This window comes from Roseibium sp. SCP15 (assembly GCF_040329435.1).
GTDB lineage: Bacteria > Pseudomonadota > Alphaproteobacteria > Rhizobiales > Stappiaceae > Roseibium.
The window spans coordinates 606,288-625,046 of sequence record NZ_JBDZYI010000005.1 but is presented as its reverse complement, the minus strand read 5'-3'; the positions used below and the strand labels follow the sequence as shown (position 1 = coordinate 625,046).

General features: G+C 56.5%; 17 protein-coding genes. 10 read left to right on the top strand and 7 right to left on the bottom strand.

The features are described 5' to 3' along the window. Positions 1-7 precede the first annotated feature (7 nt). The 4 genes from ABLO27_RS25995 (at position 8) to ABLO27_RS25980 (ending at position 4,717) form a co-directional block, all read left to right on the top strand. Positions 8-1,513, top strand: coding sequence for a glycosyltransferase family 39 protein (locus ABLO27_RS25995; protein WP_353037000.1), 1,506 nt, complete (start codon positions 8-10; stop codon positions 1,511-1,513). A 66-nt stretch (positions 1,514-1,579) separates the two neighbouring features. Beyond that, a complete protein-coding gene (locus tag ABLO27_RS25990) occupies positions 1,580-2,761 on the top strand; it encodes an adenylate/guanylate cyclase domain-containing protein (RefSeq protein ID WP_353036999.1) in 1,182 nt (393 codons plus the stop codon). A 75-nt stretch (positions 2,762-2,836) separates the two neighbouring features. Continuing rightward, a complete protein-coding gene (locus tag ABLO27_RS25985) occupies positions 2,837-3,631 on the top strand; it encodes an alpha/beta fold hydrolase (RefSeq protein ID WP_353036998.1) in 795 nt (264 codons plus the stop codon). Positions 3,632-3,916: 285 nt separating this feature from the next. Next, positions 3,917-4,717, top strand: a complete 801-nt coding sequence (locus ABLO27_RS25980) for a hypothetical protein (RefSeq protein WP_353036997.1) — start codon at positions 3,917-3,919, stop codon at positions 4,715-4,717. Between the two features lie 64 nt (positions 4,718-4,781). Here ABLO27_RS25980 and ABLO27_RS25975 read toward each other — a convergent pair whose 3' ends face one another. Continuing rightward, positions 4,782-5,966 (bottom strand): NAD(P)/FAD-dependent oxidoreductase, encoded by a 1,185-nt coding sequence (locus ABLO27_RS25975; RefSeq protein ID WP_353036996.1) that lies wholly within the window; start codon positions 5,964-5,966, stop codon positions 4,782-4,784. 128 nt (positions 5,967-6,094) lie between these two features. Then, positions 6,095-8,026 (bottom strand): methyl-accepting chemotaxis protein, encoded by a 1,932-nt coding sequence (locus tag ABLO27_RS25970; RefSeq protein ID WP_353037039.1) that lies wholly within the window; start codon positions 8,024-8,026, stop codon positions 6,095-6,097. A 213-nt stretch (positions 8,027-8,239) separates the two neighbouring features. On the opposite strand from ABLO27_RS25970, the gene ABLO27_RS25965 reads away from it, so the two are divergent. Further along, positions 8,240-9,136 carry a DMT family transporter gene (locus ABLO27_RS25965; RefSeq protein ID WP_353036995.1) on the top strand — a complete coding sequence of 299 codons (897 nt, stop codon included), beginning with the start codon at positions 8,240-8,242 and terminating at the stop codon, positions 9,134-9,136. Here the strand turns inward: ABLO27_RS25965 and ABLO27_RS25960 are convergent. Further along, positions 9,127-10,017 carry a YihY/virulence factor BrkB family protein gene (locus ABLO27_RS25960; RefSeq protein WP_417714849.1) on the bottom strand — a complete coding sequence of 297 codons (891 nt, stop codon included), beginning with the start codon at positions 10,015-10,017 and terminating at the stop codon, positions 9,127-9,129. The genes ABLO27_RS25965 and ABLO27_RS25960 overlap by 10 nt on opposite strands. 163 nt (positions 10,018-10,180) lie before the next feature. On the opposite strand from ABLO27_RS25960, the gene ABLO27_RS25955 reads away from it, so the two are divergent. Further along, positions 10,181-11,869, top strand: coding sequence for an acyl-CoA dehydrogenase family protein (locus tag ABLO27_RS25955; protein WP_353036994.1), 1,689 nt, complete (start codon positions 10,181-10,183; stop codon positions 11,867-11,869). A 67-nt stretch (positions 11,870-11,936) separates the two neighbouring features. Here ABLO27_RS25955 and ABLO27_RS25950 read toward each other — a convergent pair whose 3' ends face one another. Continuing rightward, positions 11,937-12,365: a DUF4399 domain-containing protein gene (locus tag ABLO27_RS25950; RefSeq protein ID WP_353036993.1), complete on the bottom strand. Its 429-nt coding sequence runs from the start codon at positions 12,363-12,365 to the stop codon at positions 11,937-11,939. Between the two features lie 177 nt (positions 12,366-12,542). Here ABLO27_RS25950 and ABLO27_RS25945 point away from each other — a divergent pair, with 177 nt between their 5' ends. Continuing rightward, on the top strand, positions 12,543-12,920 hold the full coding sequence (locus ABLO27_RS25945; protein WP_353036992.1) for a YkvA family protein: 378 nt from the start codon (positions 12,543-12,545) through the stop codon (positions 12,918-12,920). 15 nt (positions 12,921-12,935) lie between these two features. Here ABLO27_RS25945 and ABLO27_RS25940 read toward each other — a convergent pair whose 3' ends face one another. Then, on the bottom strand, positions 12,936-13,385 hold the full coding sequence (locus ABLO27_RS25940) for a translation initiation factor IF-3 (RefSeq protein ID WP_353036991.1): 450 nt from the start codon (positions 13,383-13,385) through the stop codon (positions 12,936-12,938). A gap of 316 nt (positions 13,386-13,701) precedes the next feature. Between ABLO27_RS25940 and infC the strand changes: the two genes are divergently transcribed. Next, a complete protein-coding gene (gene infC, locus ABLO27_RS25935) occupies positions 13,702-14,241 on the top strand; it encodes a translation initiation factor IF-3 (protein ID WP_353037037.1) in 540 nt (179 codons plus the stop codon). 123 nt (positions 14,242-14,364) lie between these two features. Here infC and ABLO27_RS25930 read toward each other — a convergent pair whose 3' ends face one another. Further along, positions 14,365-15,318 (bottom strand): dihydrodipicolinate synthase family protein, encoded by a 954-nt coding sequence (locus ABLO27_RS25930; protein WP_353036990.1) that lies wholly within the window; start codon positions 15,316-15,318, stop codon positions 14,365-14,367. Between the two features lie 166 nt (positions 15,319-15,484). Between ABLO27_RS25930 and ABLO27_RS25925 the strand changes: the two genes are divergently transcribed. Together ABLO27_RS25925 and ABLO27_RS25920 are read left to right on the top strand one after the other, a co-directional pair. Continuing rightward, positions 15,485-16,279 carry an aspartate dehydrogenase gene (locus ABLO27_RS25925; RefSeq protein WP_353036989.1) on the top strand — a complete coding sequence of 265 codons (795 nt, stop codon included), beginning with the start codon at positions 15,485-15,487 and terminating at the stop codon, positions 16,277-16,279. A 7-nt stretch (positions 16,280-16,286) separates the two neighbouring features. Further along, a complete protein-coding gene (locus ABLO27_RS25920; protein WP_353036988.1) occupies positions 16,287-17,234 on the top strand; it encodes a LysR substrate-binding domain-containing protein in 948 nt (315 codons plus the stop codon). 4 nt (positions 17,235-17,238) lie between these two features. Here the strand turns inward: ABLO27_RS25920 and ABLO27_RS25915 are convergent, their stop codons facing one another. Next, positions 17,239-18,675 carry an NAD-dependent succinate-semialdehyde dehydrogenase gene (locus ABLO27_RS25915; protein ID WP_353036987.1) on the bottom strand — a complete coding sequence of 479 codons (1,437 nt, stop codon included), beginning with the start codon at positions 18,673-18,675 and terminating at the stop codon, positions 17,239-17,241. Between the last annotated feature and the right edge of the window lie 84 nt (positions 18,676-18,759).

The window sequence follows — 18,759 nt, the reverse complement described above, 5'->3', positions numbered from 1 at the left end:
TCGTAACATGACCGCATCCCGCGCCGCGCTTCTTTACGCTGGTCTTCTCTGCCTGCTCTATGCGTTGATCCCGACGCTGACCTTTCCCAATCCACCGCTGGATGTGGTCGAGGGCTTTGCCTGGGGCCGGGAGTTGCAGCTCGGCTATACAAAACATCCTCCAATGCAGGCTTGGCTTCTGGAGGCGACCTACCAGATGAGCGGAGGACAAACATCCGGTGCTTACTGGCTAAGCGCGCTTTCAGCTGCGATCGGCTACTTGTTCATCTGGAAAATCGCCCGACGCCTTGGGCTGGGTGACTGGCCCGCTTTCTGGGCAATCGTGCTGACCAGCGTTACATTCTATTTCACGCTGCCAATGCCGGAGTTCAATCCGAACATTCTGCAGATCCCGATCTGGGCAGGCATGGTCCTGCTGTTCCATCGCGCCCTCGACAAGGGACATCTGCTGGACTGGATTCTGTTGGGTGCTCTGGCTGCCTTCGGTCTTTACACCAAGTATTTCGTTCTGCTGCTGATCGGAACAATAGGCCTTTACGCACTGGTCTTTGCCGACGCCCGCAGACACGTGCTGACCCTTGGACCCTGGGTCTGTGGCCTGGTCTGCGTTGCTCTTCTGGTGCCACATGTCACCTGGCTCAGGGAAACCGATTTTCTCACGCTTCAATATGCTGCCAGCCGCAGCAAACCGGCGACTTCGTTTGTGGGCCACATCTTCAATCCTTTGAACTTCCTGGCCGCGCAAATCGGAAACCATGCAGGTCTGTTTCTCGTCGTCCTCGCCGGGCTCGGCTGGACAGGTCTGAAGTCCTTCAAGGACAGGATTCATCAACCAGACCTGCGTCCAAAGCCGTCAGATGATCGTTTTTTGCTCTGGTTTGCCTTTATTCCGCTGGCTGTCGTTCTTCTGGCTTCGGCTGCAACGGGCAATGAATTCGAACACATGTGGGGCACCCCGATGTTCGTTCTGTCGGGTGTCCTGGCCGTCCGCTTCCTGCACCTTCCCGCCCTCTGGCCGTTCCCGCGTCGAGCCATCACCGCGGCCATTGCCATTCAAGCCATCTTCCTGACTGTCATATTCGGTCAGGCTGTTCTGGAACCTCACTGGAAAACCAAACAGACGCGCATTCACTATCCCGGGCCCGAGGTAGCACAGCATCTGGAGGCACTCTGGAAAGACAGAATGGGCACAGAGCTTGCCTATGTTGCAGGTGATATGTGGTCTGCTGCCAATGTCACGCTCCACGCTCCATCGCGACCGTCGATGTTCTATCTTCACGATCAGCTTCTGAGCCCGTGGATCGACTTTCAGGTTGTTCAGCAAAAAGGCTTGCTGATCGTCTGGCGCGGCGAACAGGAAACGCCGCTTCCGGAGATATTGCAACATTATCCGGATGCGGTTCGGGAAGGATCAAAGACCTTTTCCTACCAGGCTTCCGGCGACATTCCGGACGCGACTGTGAACTGGCTCATCATTCCGCCTGGTGAAGTTTCAGAAGGACCAGAAAAATAGGGTCTGCATGTTCAGACCTGTCTGGAAAACAGGACGAAAGCTCACTAACTTGACGCCATGATCAGCATGGCGGAAATCGACGACATCGAAGACTGGCTCATCGGCCAGGCATTGGGGTCACCGGACCTCGCCTCGATGTTCGCCGAAATGTGCGAACGGCTGCGACTGTGCCATGTTCCGGTCGACCGCGCCATGTTGACCTGGTCCACATTACATCCGCTGATCGAAGCCGAATATGCGTACTGGGAAAATGGCAGCACGGTTCACCATGAACGCATTGCACATGCGCAGGCAGAAACCGAAGAATGGCTCAACAGCCCGGTTCGCGCCGTCCTGATCAATCGGGAGCCGATGCTGCGCAGGCGACTGACCAACGCAAATGCACCATATGACTATCCGTTGCTGTCGGAACTATCGGAGAATGGCTACACCGACTATATGGTTCTGCCGACTGAATTTGAACTCCCGGCAATCAAGGGGGAGTATCCCAATACCGGGATCATCGTGAGTTGGGCAACCAGGGAAGAAAACGGCTTTTCCGATGATGCGTTGACCGCAATTCGCTACATCCAGAAGCGATTGGCACTGGCGGCAAGGGCCACAATCGAAGGTCAGATAACCAGAACGATCGCCGAGACCTACCTGGGAAAGATTGCCGGAGGCAAGGTGCTGAACGGCCAGATCCGTCATGGCGACGGCGAGACAATTGACGCGGTAATCTATTTCAGCGACATGCGTCATTCCACCGCCATTGCGGAAGCCCTCGGCCCGGACGATTATCTGACCTGGCTAAACGCTTACTTTGAAGCCACTGGCGGCGCAGTCCTTGCAAACGGTGGCGAGGTCCTGGACTTTATCGGCGATGCGGTTCTGGGTGTCTTTCCGACGGATCAGCAAAGCATTGCCAGTGCGGTCACCAAGGCGATTGCCTCCGCAGATGATACAAGGATGCGACTTCAGACGGTCAATGCCGGTTCTTCGAACAAATATCCGTTAAAGGCAGGCATTGCCTTGTCTGTAGGCTCTGTCATGTTCGGCAACATTGGCGTCTCCGACCGGCTGACATTTTCTGTGATAGGACAAAGTGTCCATGCAGCCGCCCGGATCGAAAGCTTGACCAAGACGGTCGGCTCGGATGTGCTCATGACAAGCGACGTCGCAAGGCTTGCCGGTGGCAGATCGCGTCCTGTCGGCGAATTTGAACTGGGAGGATTTACCGGCAGAAAGCCCTTATTCGCTCTGGAATAGCATTGCTACGGCCGGCAACCTGATCCTTCAGAACCACTTCTCTTCAATCACGTATCGCAAACCCACTGGATAAGCATGAACGACCTTCGCCCGATTACACGCCCTCACCTGCCATACCGGGAACAGGAAGCCAGAACTCCGGACGAGGGGGCGCCGATCATACTTCTGCATGGTTTCGGAGGAGACCGCCAAACCTGGCTGAACATCCAGACGGCTCTGGCGACCAGCAAGCGATCCCTGGCGTTCGATCTTCCCGGTCATGGTGAAGCGCTCGACTGGCCCAGGATCGGAAATGCCGGTGTCGCGGCCAAAGCGGTTTCTCAATCGCTGGAAGCCCTGGAACTGACGGATATCCATCTGGTCGGACATTCGATGGGAGGCGCAGTTGCAGCCCTGGTCGCCTTGCGAAACCCGGAAGCCGTGAAAAGTCTCACGTTGCTGTCACCCGGCGGATTCGGTTCTGAGATCAATCATCGCCTGCTGCGCCGTTATGCGACTGCGACAGATGCCAGGGAAATGGAAATCCTGCTCGAGCAGTTTTTTGGCTGGGAGTTCAGATTGCCGAAGTTCCTGGCAAAGACAGCCGCAGAAAGCCGTTCCCGTCCAGGTGCAGTGGCAACGCTGGAAGCAATTGCGGAGGAAATCATCGACGGATCCGTGCAAAAAACACTTCCGCGCAATGAGCTGGCCGAGCTGCCGATGCCTATCAAGGTGATCTGGGGAACGCAGGATCGCGTCTTGCCGACGCGGCAGGCACACAAACTGCCAGGTGTCGTCGCAACGCACATCTTCGAACGCGTCGGCCACATGCCGCATCTCGAAATTCCGAATGAAGTCACGAGACTGATATTGCAGAACGCTCGTATTTGAGAAAAACGACCGTGAACGCTCGAAACCCGATGAGTTGAAGCAGCGATCTGGAAGATCCAACACAACTGGGATAGACAGAGCGAATCGTCATTGCCTTTACTGTTTCAAGGGCCCGGAGCCATCATGCCATCTAATACTTCTTCAGAAGACGACGTTATTGTTACCGCAGTTTCGGGTTACGAGCCGAAGCATATGGCTGCCTGGTACAATTCTCTGAAGGCGACGGGATTTTCGGGTCGAACAGTTGTCGTGGCTTACGACGTCAGTGAACTTCTTGTCGAATACATGGAACATATGGGCTCGCTGGTGATCACTTTTGATCATGACCGGAAGAAAAAACGTTACTATTACTCACAATTAAAAGAAGAAATTGAAGATCGCTCCGAAGGAAACAAGCTTTATTCTGACATACGATGGTCCTGGAACAAGCGCATCCTGCGATTTCGGGACAAGATCTACGACCGACGGTTCTTTCACGCCGGACATCTTGTAAAGGAGCACCTGGATGCTCTTGGCGAGCCAATCCGTTTTGTAGCGTTTTCAGATGCCAGGGACGTTGTGTTCCAGTCAGACCCTTTCAACTGGCTCGCGGAGAACCTCCCGCCGGAAAAAGATCTTCTCATCGGCGAAGAAAGTATTACACACCAGGACCCTTGGAATCGAAGAAATGTATTGAAGACCTATGGTCGTCACGCATTGAAAAGAGTTGAGCATTTACCAGTCTGCTGCGCTGGATATTTTGCAGGTCGCTACGAAGCGATGATGGATTTCATGCTGGCTGTATATTATTTCGATCAAACCAAACGCAGCGGTGACCAGGCAGCTTTCAACCAGCTACTTACTTTTTCTGGCTGGAAGGAAAAGTCCGAAAAAGTGAACTGGCGGGTCCCCTGGCTCCTGCACGCGGTCAGTGCGAATGTCAGTCCGAAAGCACCGAGTTTTTGCATGCCGGAAGATTCATTGCCGATATTCGAAGATGGCCTCGTGAAAACCGCAGACAAACGTCCATTCTCGATCGTGCATCAATACGACAGAAACAAGGAAATGACCGAGTTCTTCCTGTCGAAATTTGGAAATGTCGAATAAACCGGGTGGATTGTCGCGAGGCGTCCTGCAGGCATCGACCTCAGGAAGCCTCGCGATGCAATATTTATGCGTCAGGCAACAAACCTTCGCGCCACGTCTCACCAATCACCCGGCGGGCCATCATGTGCGAGCGCGGAGAGTTGATGCTGTCAACCGCGATCAACTGACCTGAATTCAGGTAGGCAACATAGAATTTGTTGTTGTCAGGCGCTCCGACAACCACTGTGTCGTCATACCCTTCTGAAAGGCCTGCAATCTGCAGCTTGATGTCATATTGGTCGGACCAGAACCAGGGCAGTGGATCATAATCGACTTCTTGTCCGAGAAGGGCCTGCGCCGCAGCTTTGGCCTGGTCGATCGCATTCTGGACGCTCTCCATGCGCACAGAGCGCTGGTAGCGGCTGGAATAAAACCGCGTGCAGTCGCCGACTGCATAGATATCCGGATCACTGGTCTGGCCTGATCCGTCAACCAGAATTCCGTTGTCGACTTCAAGGCCTGCCTCATCTGCAAGATGATCGTTCGGTTCTGCCCCGACAGCAACCAGAACCAGCTCCGCCGGAACGGTCTCTCCGTTGCTCAGCTTGACACCGCTCACCGCGCCATCGCCGACGATGGCTTCGATGCCGGTATCGAGCCTCAGATCGATGCCCTGACCACGGTGCAATTTGGTGAAGTAGTCGGACACCGCCTCGCTCACAACCCGCTTCATCGGGCGGTCCTGCGCCTCGATCACACTCACTGCCTTGCCAAGCGCCTTGGCGACTGCGGCAACTTCCAGACCAATATAGCCTGCACCGATGATGGCAACGCGCTGACAGGAATTCATCCGCTCGCGAATATCGTCTACGTCGGCAATGGAGCGAAGGGTTACAACGCCCTTCTTGTCCGCTCCTTCCAGGTTCAGGCGGCGGGCATTGGTTCCGGTCGCCAGTACCAGCTTGCCGTAAGAGAGCGTATCACCGTTTTCCAGCTTCAGCCGTTTGTTGCCGCGATCAATCGCAACAACCCTGGTGGCGGGGATATGGTCGATATTGTTCGTCTCGAAAAACGCCGGAGGCCGTAACCAGAGCCCTTCTGCGCCGATCTCTCCGGCAAGGAATTTCTTGGAAAGCGGTGGTCGCTGATAGGGTGGATGCGGTTCGTCACCAATCAAACGCAGCGGGCCTTCAAATCCTCCCTGCCGCAAAGATTGCGCGACCTGTGCACCGGCCTGCCCGGCACCGACGATGACGACTTCTTCCTGCATTCCGTTTCGCCTTCTTCACGCTCGGTTCTGATACTTTGTGCAATGGCCTAGCACGAAGATTGACCGCCCGCCAGACAGACGAAACGCCGCGAAGTTAACTTCGCGGCGTTTGAAACAGAAAACGGGAATCAGGCGCTGCGAACACCCTGAAGGAAGTCGGCAACTTCCTGGCGGATCAAAGCTCCCTGTTCGCCGAGCGATTCCGCAAGTTGCTCCACTTCAGCACCATTTGACCGGGCCAGTTCCGCAGCTGATCCGACAGCGGACATGCTGGAAACACCCTCTTCCGAACGCTGAGACGCGTTGGATACATTTTCGGAAATGGCCTGAACGGCCTCGTCCTGTTGCTGGACCGCAGCAGCGACGGCCGACGCCAGCCCTTCCATATCGGAAATGATCTTGTTGACATCCTCGATCGCCTGCACGGCTTGGCCCGAAGATCCCTGGATCGCTTCGATCTGAACTGCAATGTCTTCTGTTGCCTTGGACGTCTGATCGGCCAGTTGCTTGACCTCGGCCGCAACAACGGCAAATCCCTTGCCAGCCTCACCGGCTCGGGCAGCTTCGATGGTCGCGTTCAATGCCAGCAGATTGGTCTGATTGGCAATGTCCCGGATCAATCCCATGACCTCGCCGATACGGTCGGCCGCGCTGGAAAGCTCCTGCATGGTTGCGACGGTCGACGACGCGCTTTGAACAGCTTGCTGAGCCACTTCGGTCGACTTGTTGGCCTGGCTTGCAATCTCGGAAATGGAGGCGGCGAGTTCTTCCGCCGAATGAGCCGCAGATGTCACGTTTTCCGCTGCGTTGCGGACCGCGCCGGCAGCTTCATCGGACTGACCGGCAACGTCGTCCGCTGCCTTTTCCATGGATTGCGACGTCTGTTTCAGCTCACCATTCGCACGATCCAGATTGTTGAGAGCCGATGAAACGGTGCCTTCGAAACGGCCGATCAGATTATCAAGCCGCGAGACACGCTCTTCCCTCTGGCGGTTTTCGTCGTTTTGTGCGGCGGCGAGTTCCGCGCGCTCGACGGCGTTGTCGCGGAAAACCTGCACTGTCCGGCTCATCGACGCGAGCTCGGTATTGCCGGCGACTTCAGGAAGGTCGAGATCTATTTGCCCGCTGGCAAGTGTTTCCATCGCGGTTTGCAGATGGCCGAGCGGACGCGCGATGGACTGGCCGATCAGCCAGGCAATTGCCGGCAACAAGACAAGTAGACCAACAATGGTTCCACCGATCGCAAAGGCTGCAATGGACCTGGCTGTCCCCAACTGAGCGGCGGCTTCTTTCTGGATATCTGCTGCAGCTGCGCTCAGCGATGCAATATGCGGAGGCACGAGCTCGAACAGGGTTTCAAGCAACACGACATTGTCGACCTTCTCCGCAGAAGCAACGACATACTCGTCGAACGTCGTCTTGTAGACCGCCATGTTGTCGGCCAGCTCTTTTTTGATCGAGTCGGAGATGTAGACTTTCTTCAGCAGTTTTTCGAACGCCATGAATTGCGTTTCGAATGCTTCAACCGCCTCGGATGAGTTGCTCATCGTGAATTCTTTTTCCGCCAGCTGAACGGCGAGGATGGCACGGGCAAGTTTCTCAAAGTCCGGACCGCCACCGAACTTCATTTCCTCCTGCAGCCGATGCTTTACGGCTCCTGTCTTTTCATTGAGAACCGCAAGATATCCCTGAGATCCGTCGTAGCCGATCTTTTGCTGGACACTGTCCAGCATCTCGAATGCGCCCTGCGTCCCTTCCAGCGTATCTTTCACGTCGGCGATTTCTGCCGGATATGCAGCCGCGGAGGGGTTGGCCGCAACAGTTGCGAGGACTTCGTTCGCTTCCACGAGCTTTTCGCCAAACGTATTAAAGCTTTCAGAAGAAGGCGCGCTCAAATAGCGCTTCTCGACGGCACGCAATGTCGCTGCTGTCTCCGACAGGCTTGCGACTTTCTCCGCAAGCATCGAACTGTCTCCCATCCGGGCGAAAGCGGAGTTCAACTCGCTCTGGCTCCAGAAGAAAACCCCGCCGATTGCCAGCAGGCCGACAATCGTGAACATGCTCAACGCGAGAACTCTTACCTTGACCGACAATTTCGACAAGATCTGAAAAGGTGATTGCGATCCGAAGGCCACCGGCGTATGTCCCCTATAGCTCCAACACCGGATTTAGAGTTGGCCAAAAATGCCAATTTACGGTTAACGAGCGTATAAAATGCCAAACCACAGCTGTCTGCAGTCCTGCAGAAGCATGCTTTCCCATTGAGGCCGCAGTTGAATTTTCTCACCAAAGCCGCGCCGATTATCTTCGTCTTGTTGTGGTCAACCGGCTTTATCGGTTCCAAACTGGGTGCGCCATACATCGAGCCCTGGGCATTTTTGACAATACGATTTATCGTGGTTTTGCCGATCCTGTTTGTGCTGGCATTGCTGCTGACCAGAAAATGGCCAACATCACCGAGCGCAATCCTGCACTGCATCGTGATCGGCATGCTGGTGCATGGTGTTTATCTCGGCGGTGTCTTCTGGGCGATCAAGCAGGGCATGCCTGCAGGCGCATCGTCGATTATCGTCGGCCTGCAACCGGTCCTGACGGCGTTCATGGCCGTTCTGCTGCTGAAGGAATCGGTCTCCGGAAAGCACTGGATCAGTATGGCCATCGGGGCGACCGGTCTCGTTCTGGTACTTGGACCGAAATTTGACCTGAGCGGAACAGGCATAACTCCTGCGACGATTGCAGCAGCTTTCGTTGCCGTGGTCGGCATCAGTTTCGGCACCGTCTACCAGAAGCGATTTGCACAGAACGTTGATCTCCTTGCGGCAACCACCTGGCAATATGTCGGAGCGCTGCTGGTAACGGTTCCCTTCAGCCTGTTCGAAACCTGGCAGATCACGTGGTCAGGCGAACTGATCTTTGCAATGGTCTGGCTTGTCCTGGGGCTGTCGGTCGGAGCAATCCTGCTCCTGATGCTTCTGATCCGCGAAGGTGCGGTTTCACAGGTCGCAAGCCTGTTTTACCTGGTGCCGGTGGCAACGGCTGTCGAGAGCTATTTCCTCTTTGAAGAAACCCTCTCATACGTCCAGATTGGCGGAATGGTTCTGGTCATCAGCGCTGTGCTGACAATCCGTGGCTCTGCCGGCAAACCGCGAAACCGACGCCTTCAGGCCTGAATGGCAGGCGACGGATCCTGCCTGTTCTTCTGACGCTCCCAATAGCGGCGCTGGCGGGATATCGCGGCATTCAGCTCGCCTCCGAGAATGAACACCAGAGCGCAGATATAGAGGAAGATCAGGGCGGTCATGATCCCTGCCAGGCCGCCATAGGTCGACACATAGTTGGCGAAGCTTGCCAGGTAGGCACCAAATGCACTGCCCGCGATGATCCACATGATCAGCGTCGCGAGCACACCCGGCCACAGGTCCTGAAACGACCGCCGGCCGGCCGGCAGCAGCCAATGGGTAATGAACAGTCCGATTACCAGCAGAGAACCGGCGAGCGTGTACCGCGCAACGTTGATGGAGAGCAGAAAGGGTTCGACCTTCGGCACGTAGGATTTCAGGGTCTCTATTGCCAACGGCGCGAGAACCACCAGAAACGTATATGTCAGCAGGATGGCCGCCCCAAGAAGCACCAGTCCCAGAGATTGCAGGCGGAGGAAGATAATCGATCGGGGTTCCTGTTGCCGATATGCCCGGTTGAGAGCCGTGCGAAGGGCCTCGACCCCATTTGACGAAAACCAGAGCGCGGCAACCGCACCGAATGTCAGAAGGTCTCCACGGCGGACCGTCAGCACGTTGTGAATCTCACGCACAACGGGAGCGGCAACGCTTTCCGGCCAGGCATCGAACAGAAGATCGGAGGCCGTGTCCGCCGCGTCGTTAAACCCGAAAAAACCTGCCAGCGACGCAATGAAGATCAAAAGCGGGAAGATTGCCAGCAACCCGGACAGCGCCACATGGCTGGCCATTGCAAAGCCGTCATCCCGGGTGAAGTGTCCGATGGCATCTTTCAGGACGGCATATGTGACCACAAATGTCTGGCGCAAGCTCATGAACTGATGTGGCCTTTGCAGCTTGTTCCCGTCAAGTGGTGACTTCTGAAAACTGCCTCCTCCAAAAGGTGAAGAAATTCCCGCTCGACAAATGACGGTGTGCGACGCAACATAGCTTCAACAACAAGCGCGTTTGCGCAACAAATGAATACGGAGATCGCCTATGTCCACTGCAGCTATGACGGCAGCAAACACGCCGGATAGCCTTACCGATCGAACGGAAGGAGCCGTTGCAACACTTGACCGCCTGCTTGATCTTGCAGCGCAGCGAGTGCGCGCGCTCGTGACGGACGACGGTCGGATCTCCTCCCGCCGCATGGACGAAGAACAACGGGCAACGCACGGCCTTGCTTGGCTGGCAACCTATGTCGAATCACTTCGGCAGCTCGATGCCTATGCCCGCCGGCTTACCGGTGAAGGACGCTACGGGCCCCTGGAAGACAAGATTGTCCAGCTTGGATTTGCCGAGTACCTCGCCCAGATTTTCGGCGGTATTCCCATGAACCAGGGCGAAATCGTCCGTCTGTCCGATCTCGGCATTTCCGGTGAAGAAGCCGGTTCGTTTCGCACCGCTGAAATCGATGCCCTGATCGACAACGGCAACTCCGCCGGTATTCGCAGTGAAATAACCCGTCTCATCCGTGATCAGGCCGGGCATTCGACCTTTGGCGACCCGGGTCTCGATGAGACGATGGAGCAGATCCGCAATGAGATGCGCCGTTTCGCAGAAGACACCGTCGTGCCAAATGCCCACGAATGGCATCTCAAGAATGAATACATCCCGCTCGACGTCGTCAACCAGATGTCCGAGCTCGGCGTTTTTGGCCTGACGATCCCGGAAAACTATGGCGGGCTTGGGCTTGGCAAAGAAGCCATGTGTGTGGTGTCGGAGGAACTGTCCCGCGCCTATATCGGCGTCGGCTCCCTGGGCACACGTTCGGAAATCGCCGCCGAACTGATCCTGTGTGGTGGCACGGACGAACAGAAAGAACATTGGCTCCCGAAAATTGCTTCCGGCGAAATCCTTCCGACCGCAGTCTTCACAGAACCCAACACCGGGTCCGACCTGGCGTCGCTGAGAACACGTGCGGTCAGGGACGGCGACACCTGGAAAATCTCGGGCAACAAAACCTGGATCACCCATCCCGTTCGCGCCGATATCATGACCCTGCTCGCCCGTACCAACCCTGAGGAGCCCGGTTACAAGGGTCTTTCCATGTTCATCGCCGAAAAGCCGCGCGGCACGGACGAGGAACCGTTTCCCGCTGAAGGCATGAGCGGCGGCGAGATTGAAGTGATCGGTTATCGCGGCATGAAGGAATATGAAATCGCCTTCGATGGGTTCGAGGTTAAAGCCGACAATCTGCTGGGTCAGGTTGAAGGCGAAGGCTTCAAGCAACTGATGCAAACTTTTGAAGGCGCTCGCATCCAGACTGCCGCCCGCGCGCTTGGCGTCGCCCAGTCGGCCCTGGACCTCGGTTTGCGCTATGCTGAAGAACGCATCCAGTTCGGCAAGGCTCTTGTCAGTTTCCCGCGCGTTTCGGACAAACTTGCCATGATGACCGCCGAGCTCATGATTGCGCGGCAGCTCACCTACTTCTCGTCCTGGCAGAAGGATTCCGGCAAACGCTGTGACCTGGAAGCCGGGATGGCGAAGCTTCTGGGCGCTCGCGTTGCGTGGGCGGCCGCCGACAATGCACTGCAGATCCATGGCGGCAATGGTTTTGCCCAGGAATACGCCATCTCCCGCGTTCTGTGTGACGCCCGCATCCTCAACATTTTTGAAGGGGCGGCCGAGATCCAGGCACAGGTTATTGCCCGCCGTCTGCTGGAAACGCGCGGAAACGCCTGAAGTTGAGAGGGCGGCATCAGCCGCCCTGCTTCAGTCGGATAGCAGAAACTGATCAGCCTCTTTCGGTCTATTCGACCGTAATCGTGATCCTGTCGGACATGACAGGCGGATTATGCGGAATGTGGGTCCAGTCACCCAGAACAAGCTGAAGTTCATGCGTGCCGGGCGGCAACTCGATTGTGGTCTCCGTCTGACCACCGCCAAAGTGAACGTGCTGCTCGTCTGCCGGGATAGGTTCGTTCAACTCCTCTCCTTCGATCGCCTCATTGATAATGAGATGGTGATGACCTGTGTTCTCAGTCTCAGTCCCTGACGGAGCGACGCCCATTCCCTTAAGGCCGAACTGAATGGTGACCGGACTGCTGACCGTGTCCCCGTCCTTGATGTTGATAAAATAGAGTTCCGCTCCCTCGGGAGCCGGGGTTTCACCTGCAATGGCCGCCGTGGCCAAACCGGCCAGTGCGAGCGCGCCTGTCGTAAACTTGCCAAATCTCATGATTCTCTCCCTGACAATGACGTGTTGCTCTATTTCCCAGTTCGTAACTTCAATGAAACTAGGGCCGCGAGCGGGAAGACAAGCCTTGAGAGCACTGATGGCGTGAAAATCCGCCAAAGTTGAAGACTAGTGAGGCAAAGCCTATCTTTAAGGGGTACAGCAGGTGGGAAGGTTTTCATGAACACGACTTTCGAAGATCTCGGATTTGATCCTGAAATCCTCGGCCCGGAGGAAGAACAGAAACAGACGATCCGGCAGAAACTTCTTGGGACAGCTCGCAAGGCCGCCCGGCAAATCCCGTTCATGGAAGATGTTGTCGCCGGATACTTCTGTGCACTTGACCCGGCAACGCCGACCAAAGTGCGCGCGACCCTGCTTGCAGCGCTCGCCTACTTCGTCCTGCCGCTCGACACGATTCCTGATTTTCTGATCGGCGTCGGCTTTGGCGATGATGCCACTGTTCTCATGGCGGCAATTGCCATGATCCGTAGTCACATTCGGGACGATCATTATCAGGCCGCGCGGGATGCGCTCAAGGAAGGTGAACTCGACTGACGTCGGCCTTGCGGGTCAGTCCGCTCCGGAAAGGTCCGGCTTCGAGTTCCCCAGCCACGCCCCCGACGTGCGGCCGGCGACCAGCCAATAGACAAAGCCCGCAAGAAATCCCGCTGCGAGTGCAACGGAACTGCCGGGTCTGACGCCTTCCACCTGGGCCGGCCCACCAAGTGTCCAAAGCAGAAATGCCACACCACCTCCGGCCGCTACATGAAAGATCACACCTCGCAGGCGCACCAGTTCGGCGACGGTGATGAGAACTGCAGCCGGGACAAGGGCCGCCGCTCCGACAACACTCGCGCCGACAAGACCCGTTCCGACCATGGTTGCGAAAGCGACCGGATCTTCACTGGGATGAGCGGCCTGAAAAAAGCCCCAGGCAAGAAAAAGACTTGAAGCTATGAGCGCGAAAATGAATCCGCAAACGATCTTCAGGAGCTGAACCAGAAACTTTCCACCGTCCAATTTCCATCCTTCCCTGAAAATGACACACCCGCTCCCTACTTGACTCTTTGCCCGTCAAAATACAACAGGCACATTTGCAAGCTGTGCGCAGGATGGCAGGTTCAAGCTGCCACAGGCGACACAGAGGAGCAAAAACACAACCGGATCGCGCCAAAAGCGCTGTTTTCGGTTGACTTTTGGCCGAATTCGCAGGAGCTTAAGGCATGGCGTTAGGACACGCACAAGCAAACACCTCGGTACAGATGTTCCGAGGGTTTTCGTGCATGGACCGAGCCAAACCTAGCGCCTAGTAGAAACGATAGAGGAGATTGCGACCATTCGCCGTCCGTTCCGCGCCCCGCCTCCTACGAAGGAAGGCCCGCGCACCAACCAAGAAATTCGCGTTCGCGAAGTCCAGTTGATTGATCACGAAGGCGCCAACCGTGGCGTCGTGCCGACCGAAGAAGCGATGGGTATCGCATTGGATGCAGGTCTGGATCTGGTAGAAATCCAGCCGAATGCCAATCCGCCAGTCTGCAAGATCCTGGACTATGGCCGGTATAAGTACCAGGCTCAGAAGAAAGCTGCAGAAGCTCGCAAGAAACAAAAGACCGTTGAGATCAAAGAGATCAAGATGCGTCCGAACATCGACACCCATGACTATGAGGTGAAGATGCGAAACATGCTGCGTTTCTTCAATGACGGTGACAAGGTGAAGGTCACGCTCCGCTTCCGCGGCCGTGAAATGGCACACCAGGATCTCGGTATGAAACTCCTGAACAAAGTTCGGGAAGAAACCGCCGAAATCGCCAAGGTGGAATCCTCTCCGAAGCTGGAAGGCCGCCAGATGGTGATGGTCCTGGCGCCGATAAAATAGGCGTTTCCACCACAGGACTTAGGAAATTCGAAACCCCGCTTCGGCGGGGTTTCTTTTTTGATTGGTGCCGACATCAAGTTTAGACAACGGCGGCCACCCCTCCGGTGCTTCGCCTAAGCTCGCTCAGACTTTCAGTCCGCAGGTTTCAAATGCGTTGCGAACGGCCAGCTTTTCAGCATCGGTCAGTTCAAGCATCGGTGCACGGACCCGGCCACCAACCTGACCCAGCAGTTCCAGCCAGTATTTTCCAAAGGCTTGCGGCTTGTCGGTCGGACGCGCGGCTTTCATCGCCTCACGGACGGGATTCAGGCTGTCACGGATTTCACGCGCTTCGTCAAAACGCCCGGCGAAAGCAAGCTTTGTATACTCATCCATCCGTTTGTCGTTGCGCGTCTGCAGCTGGTAGGGAGGTGAGGAACACAAATAGAGCTTCCAGCCCAGTTCCTCGACATTGTCCAACCACTCTTCTTCCGACGCTGTCGAGACATGGATCTTGTCCCCGACCATGTGGGTAAGACGGGCATACATCTCGCGCGGCACCGAGTACTTTATCGCGACAATGTTCGGCAGATCGGCAATCCGGGCACATTCCTCCGGCTTCATGAGATAACCGGAATCTGGGTGGCTCCACATCGCGATACCGATATCAACCTTGTCGCAGATCGCCTTGTAATACTGGTAAAGCACCTCGCCGCGATCCTGCACGAAACTCAGAACCGGCGCGTGAACGACCACATAGTCCGCGCCGCAGTCCTGCGCATGCTGTGCCAGTTCCAGAACGGTGTTCAGGTTCTGGTCGGAAACGGACATGATCGTTCCGGCCCTGCCGTCGCACTCGTCAACGGCAATTTCGAAGTTGCGCTTGCGCTCCTCCAGGGACATGGAAAAGAACTCGCCCTGCTTGCCTGCGATGAACAGTCCCTGGATATCCAGGTCGTCTATCCAGTGGCGAATATTCGACCGCAGACCGGCTTCGTCCAACGACAGGTCCTCGTTGAACGGATTAAGAGCCGCAGCCCATATTCCGCGCATGTATTCTCTGGCGTAGTCTTTCGCATCTAGTCTTGAATATTTCATCGGCCGAAGTCCCAAATCCGCAACACCCAACCACGGGCAAATTGTTGCCGGATAGGACCAAAAAGACGTTTCAAAACCAAATTCAAAGAACGCAAGCCGGTATAACAAGAATGGATATCAAGTGGACGTTTTTTGCAGTTAGATTTTGCCCAAAATCGAGGTCCTGATGAAATTCGCCCTGATCGGCAACGGCGCCATCGCCCAATATGTCAAATCCAATCTACTTGACCGGGGACACGCGGTAGAAGCCCTGCTCCTGCGTGCAGACAGCGCAGCCTCAGAACTTCGGCCAGCTGCCGAGGAACCGAGTGTCCTTTATCGCGTTGCCGATCTGCCGGAGGATGTAGAGCACGTGATCGACTGTGCCGGACATGCGGGGCTTCGCGACTACGGTCCGGACATACTCGTTACCGGCCGGAACCTGACAACAGTCTCCATCGGCGCTCTTGCAGACGACGACCTCCATTCCGCTCTGAAAAACGCAGCGGCGAAAGGCGACAGCAAACTCCACCTGGCCAGCGGCGCCATCGGAGCGCTGGATTGCCTGCAGGCGGCGCGCGTCGGCCACCTCACCTCGGTTCGCTATACCGGCCGCAAGCCGCCGGCGGGATGGCTTGGTTCGCCGGCCGCAACGAAGCTCGACCTTCAAGCCTTGAAGGATGCACCACAAACTCACTTCCAGGGATCAGCCCGTCAGGCTGCAATCGAATACCCGAAAAACGCCAATGTCGCGGCGGCCGTCGCACTGGCCGGGATCGGCTTCGACAACACTGCGGTGGAGTTGATTGCAGATCCTCGCATCACGTCGAACATTCACGAAATTCAGGCCGAAGGAGAATTCGGAACCTTTGAATTCAGGATTTCGGGCAAGGCGCTGGCCGACAACCCGAGAAGCTCGGCTCTTGCCGCAATGAGCGTAATCAGCTCTATAGAACAACAGACAGGCACAATCGTTTTTTAGGAACCTCATGGCGGCGCGGCACACCCGGATCGTTGAACGCGTACTCACACGGCTCAAGCTGAAGCAGCTGCGGCTCCTGGTTGCCGTTGGCAAGCACAACAATATCCAGAACGCGGCACGGGAGCTGAATGTCTCTCAACCTGCAGCCACCAAAATGATCAAGGACCTTGAACTCGATTTCGAGGTGCAGTTGTTTGACCGCACCAATCGAGGCGTCGTTCCGACCGCTTTCGGCGAAGCGCTCATCCGCCACGGCAAACTGATCTTCGCGCAGGTTTCCAATGCGGCGCAGGAACTCGACGATCTCAATGAAGGCAGTAGCGGGCGGGTCGTAATCGGTACGCTTCTGGCGGCCTCGCCGCAATTGCTTCCAATGGCGATTGAAACCGTGATGCGTGAACGTCCGAACGTTGCCATCAAGGTGGTGGAGGGTACCAATGAAATTCTGATGCCCGCCCTGCGCTCCGGAGAGATTGACCTGGTCGTCGGCCGATTGCCGACCCACAGGCATCGCAGCGAGATCATTCAGGAAAAACTCTACGACGAAAAGATTGTCGCCGTCACCGGCCCGAACCACCCTCTGGCGGACAGGAACGACATTTCCTTCGAGGAGCTAAAACCGTTCGGCTGGATCATGCCGCTGATCGAGACAAGCCTGCGCCGGCAGCTCGACCAGTTCTTCATCGAGCAGGGGCTTTACGTTCCGCCGATGATATTCGAATCCGTTTCTTATCTGACCAATCGCACCTTGATGCAGTCTCAGGACCTGATCGGCCTGATGCCGGCGCACGTTCCGGCCCAGGACATTGCCCTGGGTTGCCTCAAGACAATCGACTGGAAGGTCCCTTTCGGCTCGGGCCCGGTCGGCGTGTCCTACCGACAACACGGCCACCCCTCGCCTGTCTGTCAGGCTTTCCTGGAAGCCCTTCATGTCGCGGCAGCGACAATGCACTGACCCCTCAGTCAATCGCGATCTTGTGCGAGACGTTCTTGACGACCGTGTAATGGTGAAGCCCTTCTTCGCCACCTTCACGGCCGTAGCCGCTTGACTTGACGCCGCCGAATGGCGTTTCAGGCAGTGAGGCTTCAAGCGTGTTGATCGACAGGTTGCCCGTCTCCACGCCATCCACCAGTTTTTCGACATTGGCCGCAGAATGCGTGAAACCGTAAGCCGCGAGGCCGAACGGCAGCTTGTTTGCCTGGCGGATGCCATCTTCGACGGTGTCTACCGGATTGATGATTGCAATCGGCCCGAACGGCTCTTCCGACATGATCCGCGCCGTGTCAGGCACATTGGCCAGAACGGTCGGTTCAAAGAAATATCCCTTGCTCCCGATCCTTCGGCCACCGGCGCGAAGTTCCGCCCCGCAGGAAACGGCGTCTTCCACCAGTTCCGACATGGCCTCAAGCCGCCGGTCATTGGCAACCGGCCCCATCTCAGTTCCGTTTTCCAATCCATCGCCGACGACAATACCTTCAGCACTCCTGACGAAACTATTCGTGAAGGCATCGAATTGCGTCCGACCGACATAGAACCGGGTTGGCGAGGTGCAGACCTGGCCCGCATTACGATATTTGCGGCTGGCACAGATCGGCCCGACCTGCATCGGGTCAACATCGTCGCAAACGACAACAGGGGCATGTCCCCCGAGCTCCATCAGGACGGACGTCATGTGGTCGGACGCCAGTCCCGTCAGGTGACGGCCGACAACAGTGGACCCGGTAAAGGCGACAAGACGGATCTGGTCCTTCGGGATCAGGTAGGACGAAATCTCAGACGGAACACCGAACACCAGATTGAGGACACCTGCGGGCAGGCCCGCATCGTGAAATGCCTGCGCAATATGCAAAGCTCCGGCAGGTGTCTCTTCTGCCGCCTTCAGGATGACCGAACACCCGGAAGCCAAGGCTCCGGCGACCTTGCGAGCAGGCTGGCTCATCGGAAAATTCCAGGGAGCAAAAGCGGCAACGGTTCCTATCGGCTGGCGCAGCACCGTATGGCGAATGCCCGGAGCACCCGGGATCGCGCGCCCGTAAAGCCTTTGGCATTCGCCCGCGTCCCATTCGAAGAACTCGCTGCCGCGAATGACCTCCAGCTGTCCCTGCCGGTAAGGCTTGCCATGCTCCAGGGTAACGGAAAAGGCGATATCATCGATCCGTTCCCTCATCAGGCGAGCGGCCTTCATGATGATATCGCTGCGCTCGCGAGGGGCTGTTCTGCTCCAGATCCGGAAGCCACGCTCAGCTGCCTGCAGAGCATCATCCAGATCGGTTTGACGCGCTATGGGAAGCGCGCCAATCACCTCTTCATTCGCCGGATTCAGGACCGGCAACGTCTCCGCGGTCTTCCGGAACCGACCGTCGATATATAGGTGGAGATCGGGATAGCTATGCATGGTCTGCCTTGTTCGTTTCGGCCACTTTCCAAAACCACTAACAAGCCAGACTGGGCTCCATCAATTAATATGAAATGATCCTGT

What these genes read in the sequence shown, in the direction of transcription:
- ABLO27_RS25945 (WP_353036992.1), top strand. Translation starts at nt 12,543, where the DNA reads ATGAACACGACTTTCGAAGATCTCGGATTTGATCCTGAAATCCTCGGC.
- ABLO27_RS25920 (WP_353036988.1), top strand. Translation starts at nt 16,287, where the DNA reads ATGGCGGCGCGGCACACCCGGATCGTTGAACGCGTACTCACACGGCTC.
- ABLO27_RS25915 (WP_353036987.1), bottom strand. Translation starts at nt 18,675, where the DNA reads ATGCATAGCTATCCCGATCTCCACCTATATATCGACGGTCGGTTCCGG.
- ABLO27_RS25980 (WP_353036997.1), top strand. Translation starts at nt 3,917, where the DNA reads ATGGAACATATGGGCTCGCTGGTGATCACTTTTGATCATGACCGGAAG.
- ABLO27_RS25985 (WP_353036998.1), top strand. Translation starts at nt 2,837, where the DNA reads ATGAACGACCTTCGCCCGATTACACGCCCTCACCTGCCATACCGGGAA.
- ABLO27_RS25960 (WP_417714849.1), bottom strand. Translation starts at nt 10,017, where the DNA reads ATGAGCTTGCGCCAGACATTTGTGGTCACATATGCCGTCCTGAAAGAT.
- ABLO27_RS25975 (WP_353036996.1), bottom strand. Translation starts at nt 5,966, where the DNA reads ATGCAGGAAGAAGTCGTCATCGTCGGTGCCGGGCAGGCCGGTGCACAG.
- ABLO27_RS25930 (WP_353036990.1), bottom strand. Translation starts at nt 15,318, where the DNA reads ATGAAATATTCAAGACTAGATGCGAAAGACTACGCCAGAGAATACATG.
- ABLO27_RS25990 (WP_353036999.1), top strand. Translation starts at nt 1,580, where the DNA reads ATGGCGGAAATCGACGACATCGAAGACTGGCTCATCGGCCAGGCATTG.
- ABLO27_RS25995 (WP_353037000.1), top strand. Translation starts at nt 8, where the DNA reads ATGACCGCATCCCGCGCCGCGCTTCTTTACGCTGGTCTTCTCTGCCTG.
- ABLO27_RS25950 (WP_353036993.1), bottom strand. Translation starts at nt 12,365, where the DNA reads ATGAGATTTGGCAAGTTTACGACAGGCGCGCTCGCACTGGCCGGTTTG.
- ABLO27_RS25970 (WP_353037039.1), bottom strand. Translation starts at nt 8,026, where the DNA reads ATGTTCACGATTGTCGGCCTGCTGGCAATCGGCGGGGTTTTCTTCTGG.
- ABLO27_RS25925 (WP_353036989.1), top strand. Translation starts at nt 15,485, where the DNA reads ATGAAATTCGCCCTGATCGGCAACGGCGCCATCGCCCAATATGTCAAA.
- ABLO27_RS25955 (WP_353036994.1), top strand. Translation starts at nt 10,181, where the DNA reads ATGTCCACTGCAGCTATGACGGCAGCAAACACGCCGGATAGCCTTACC.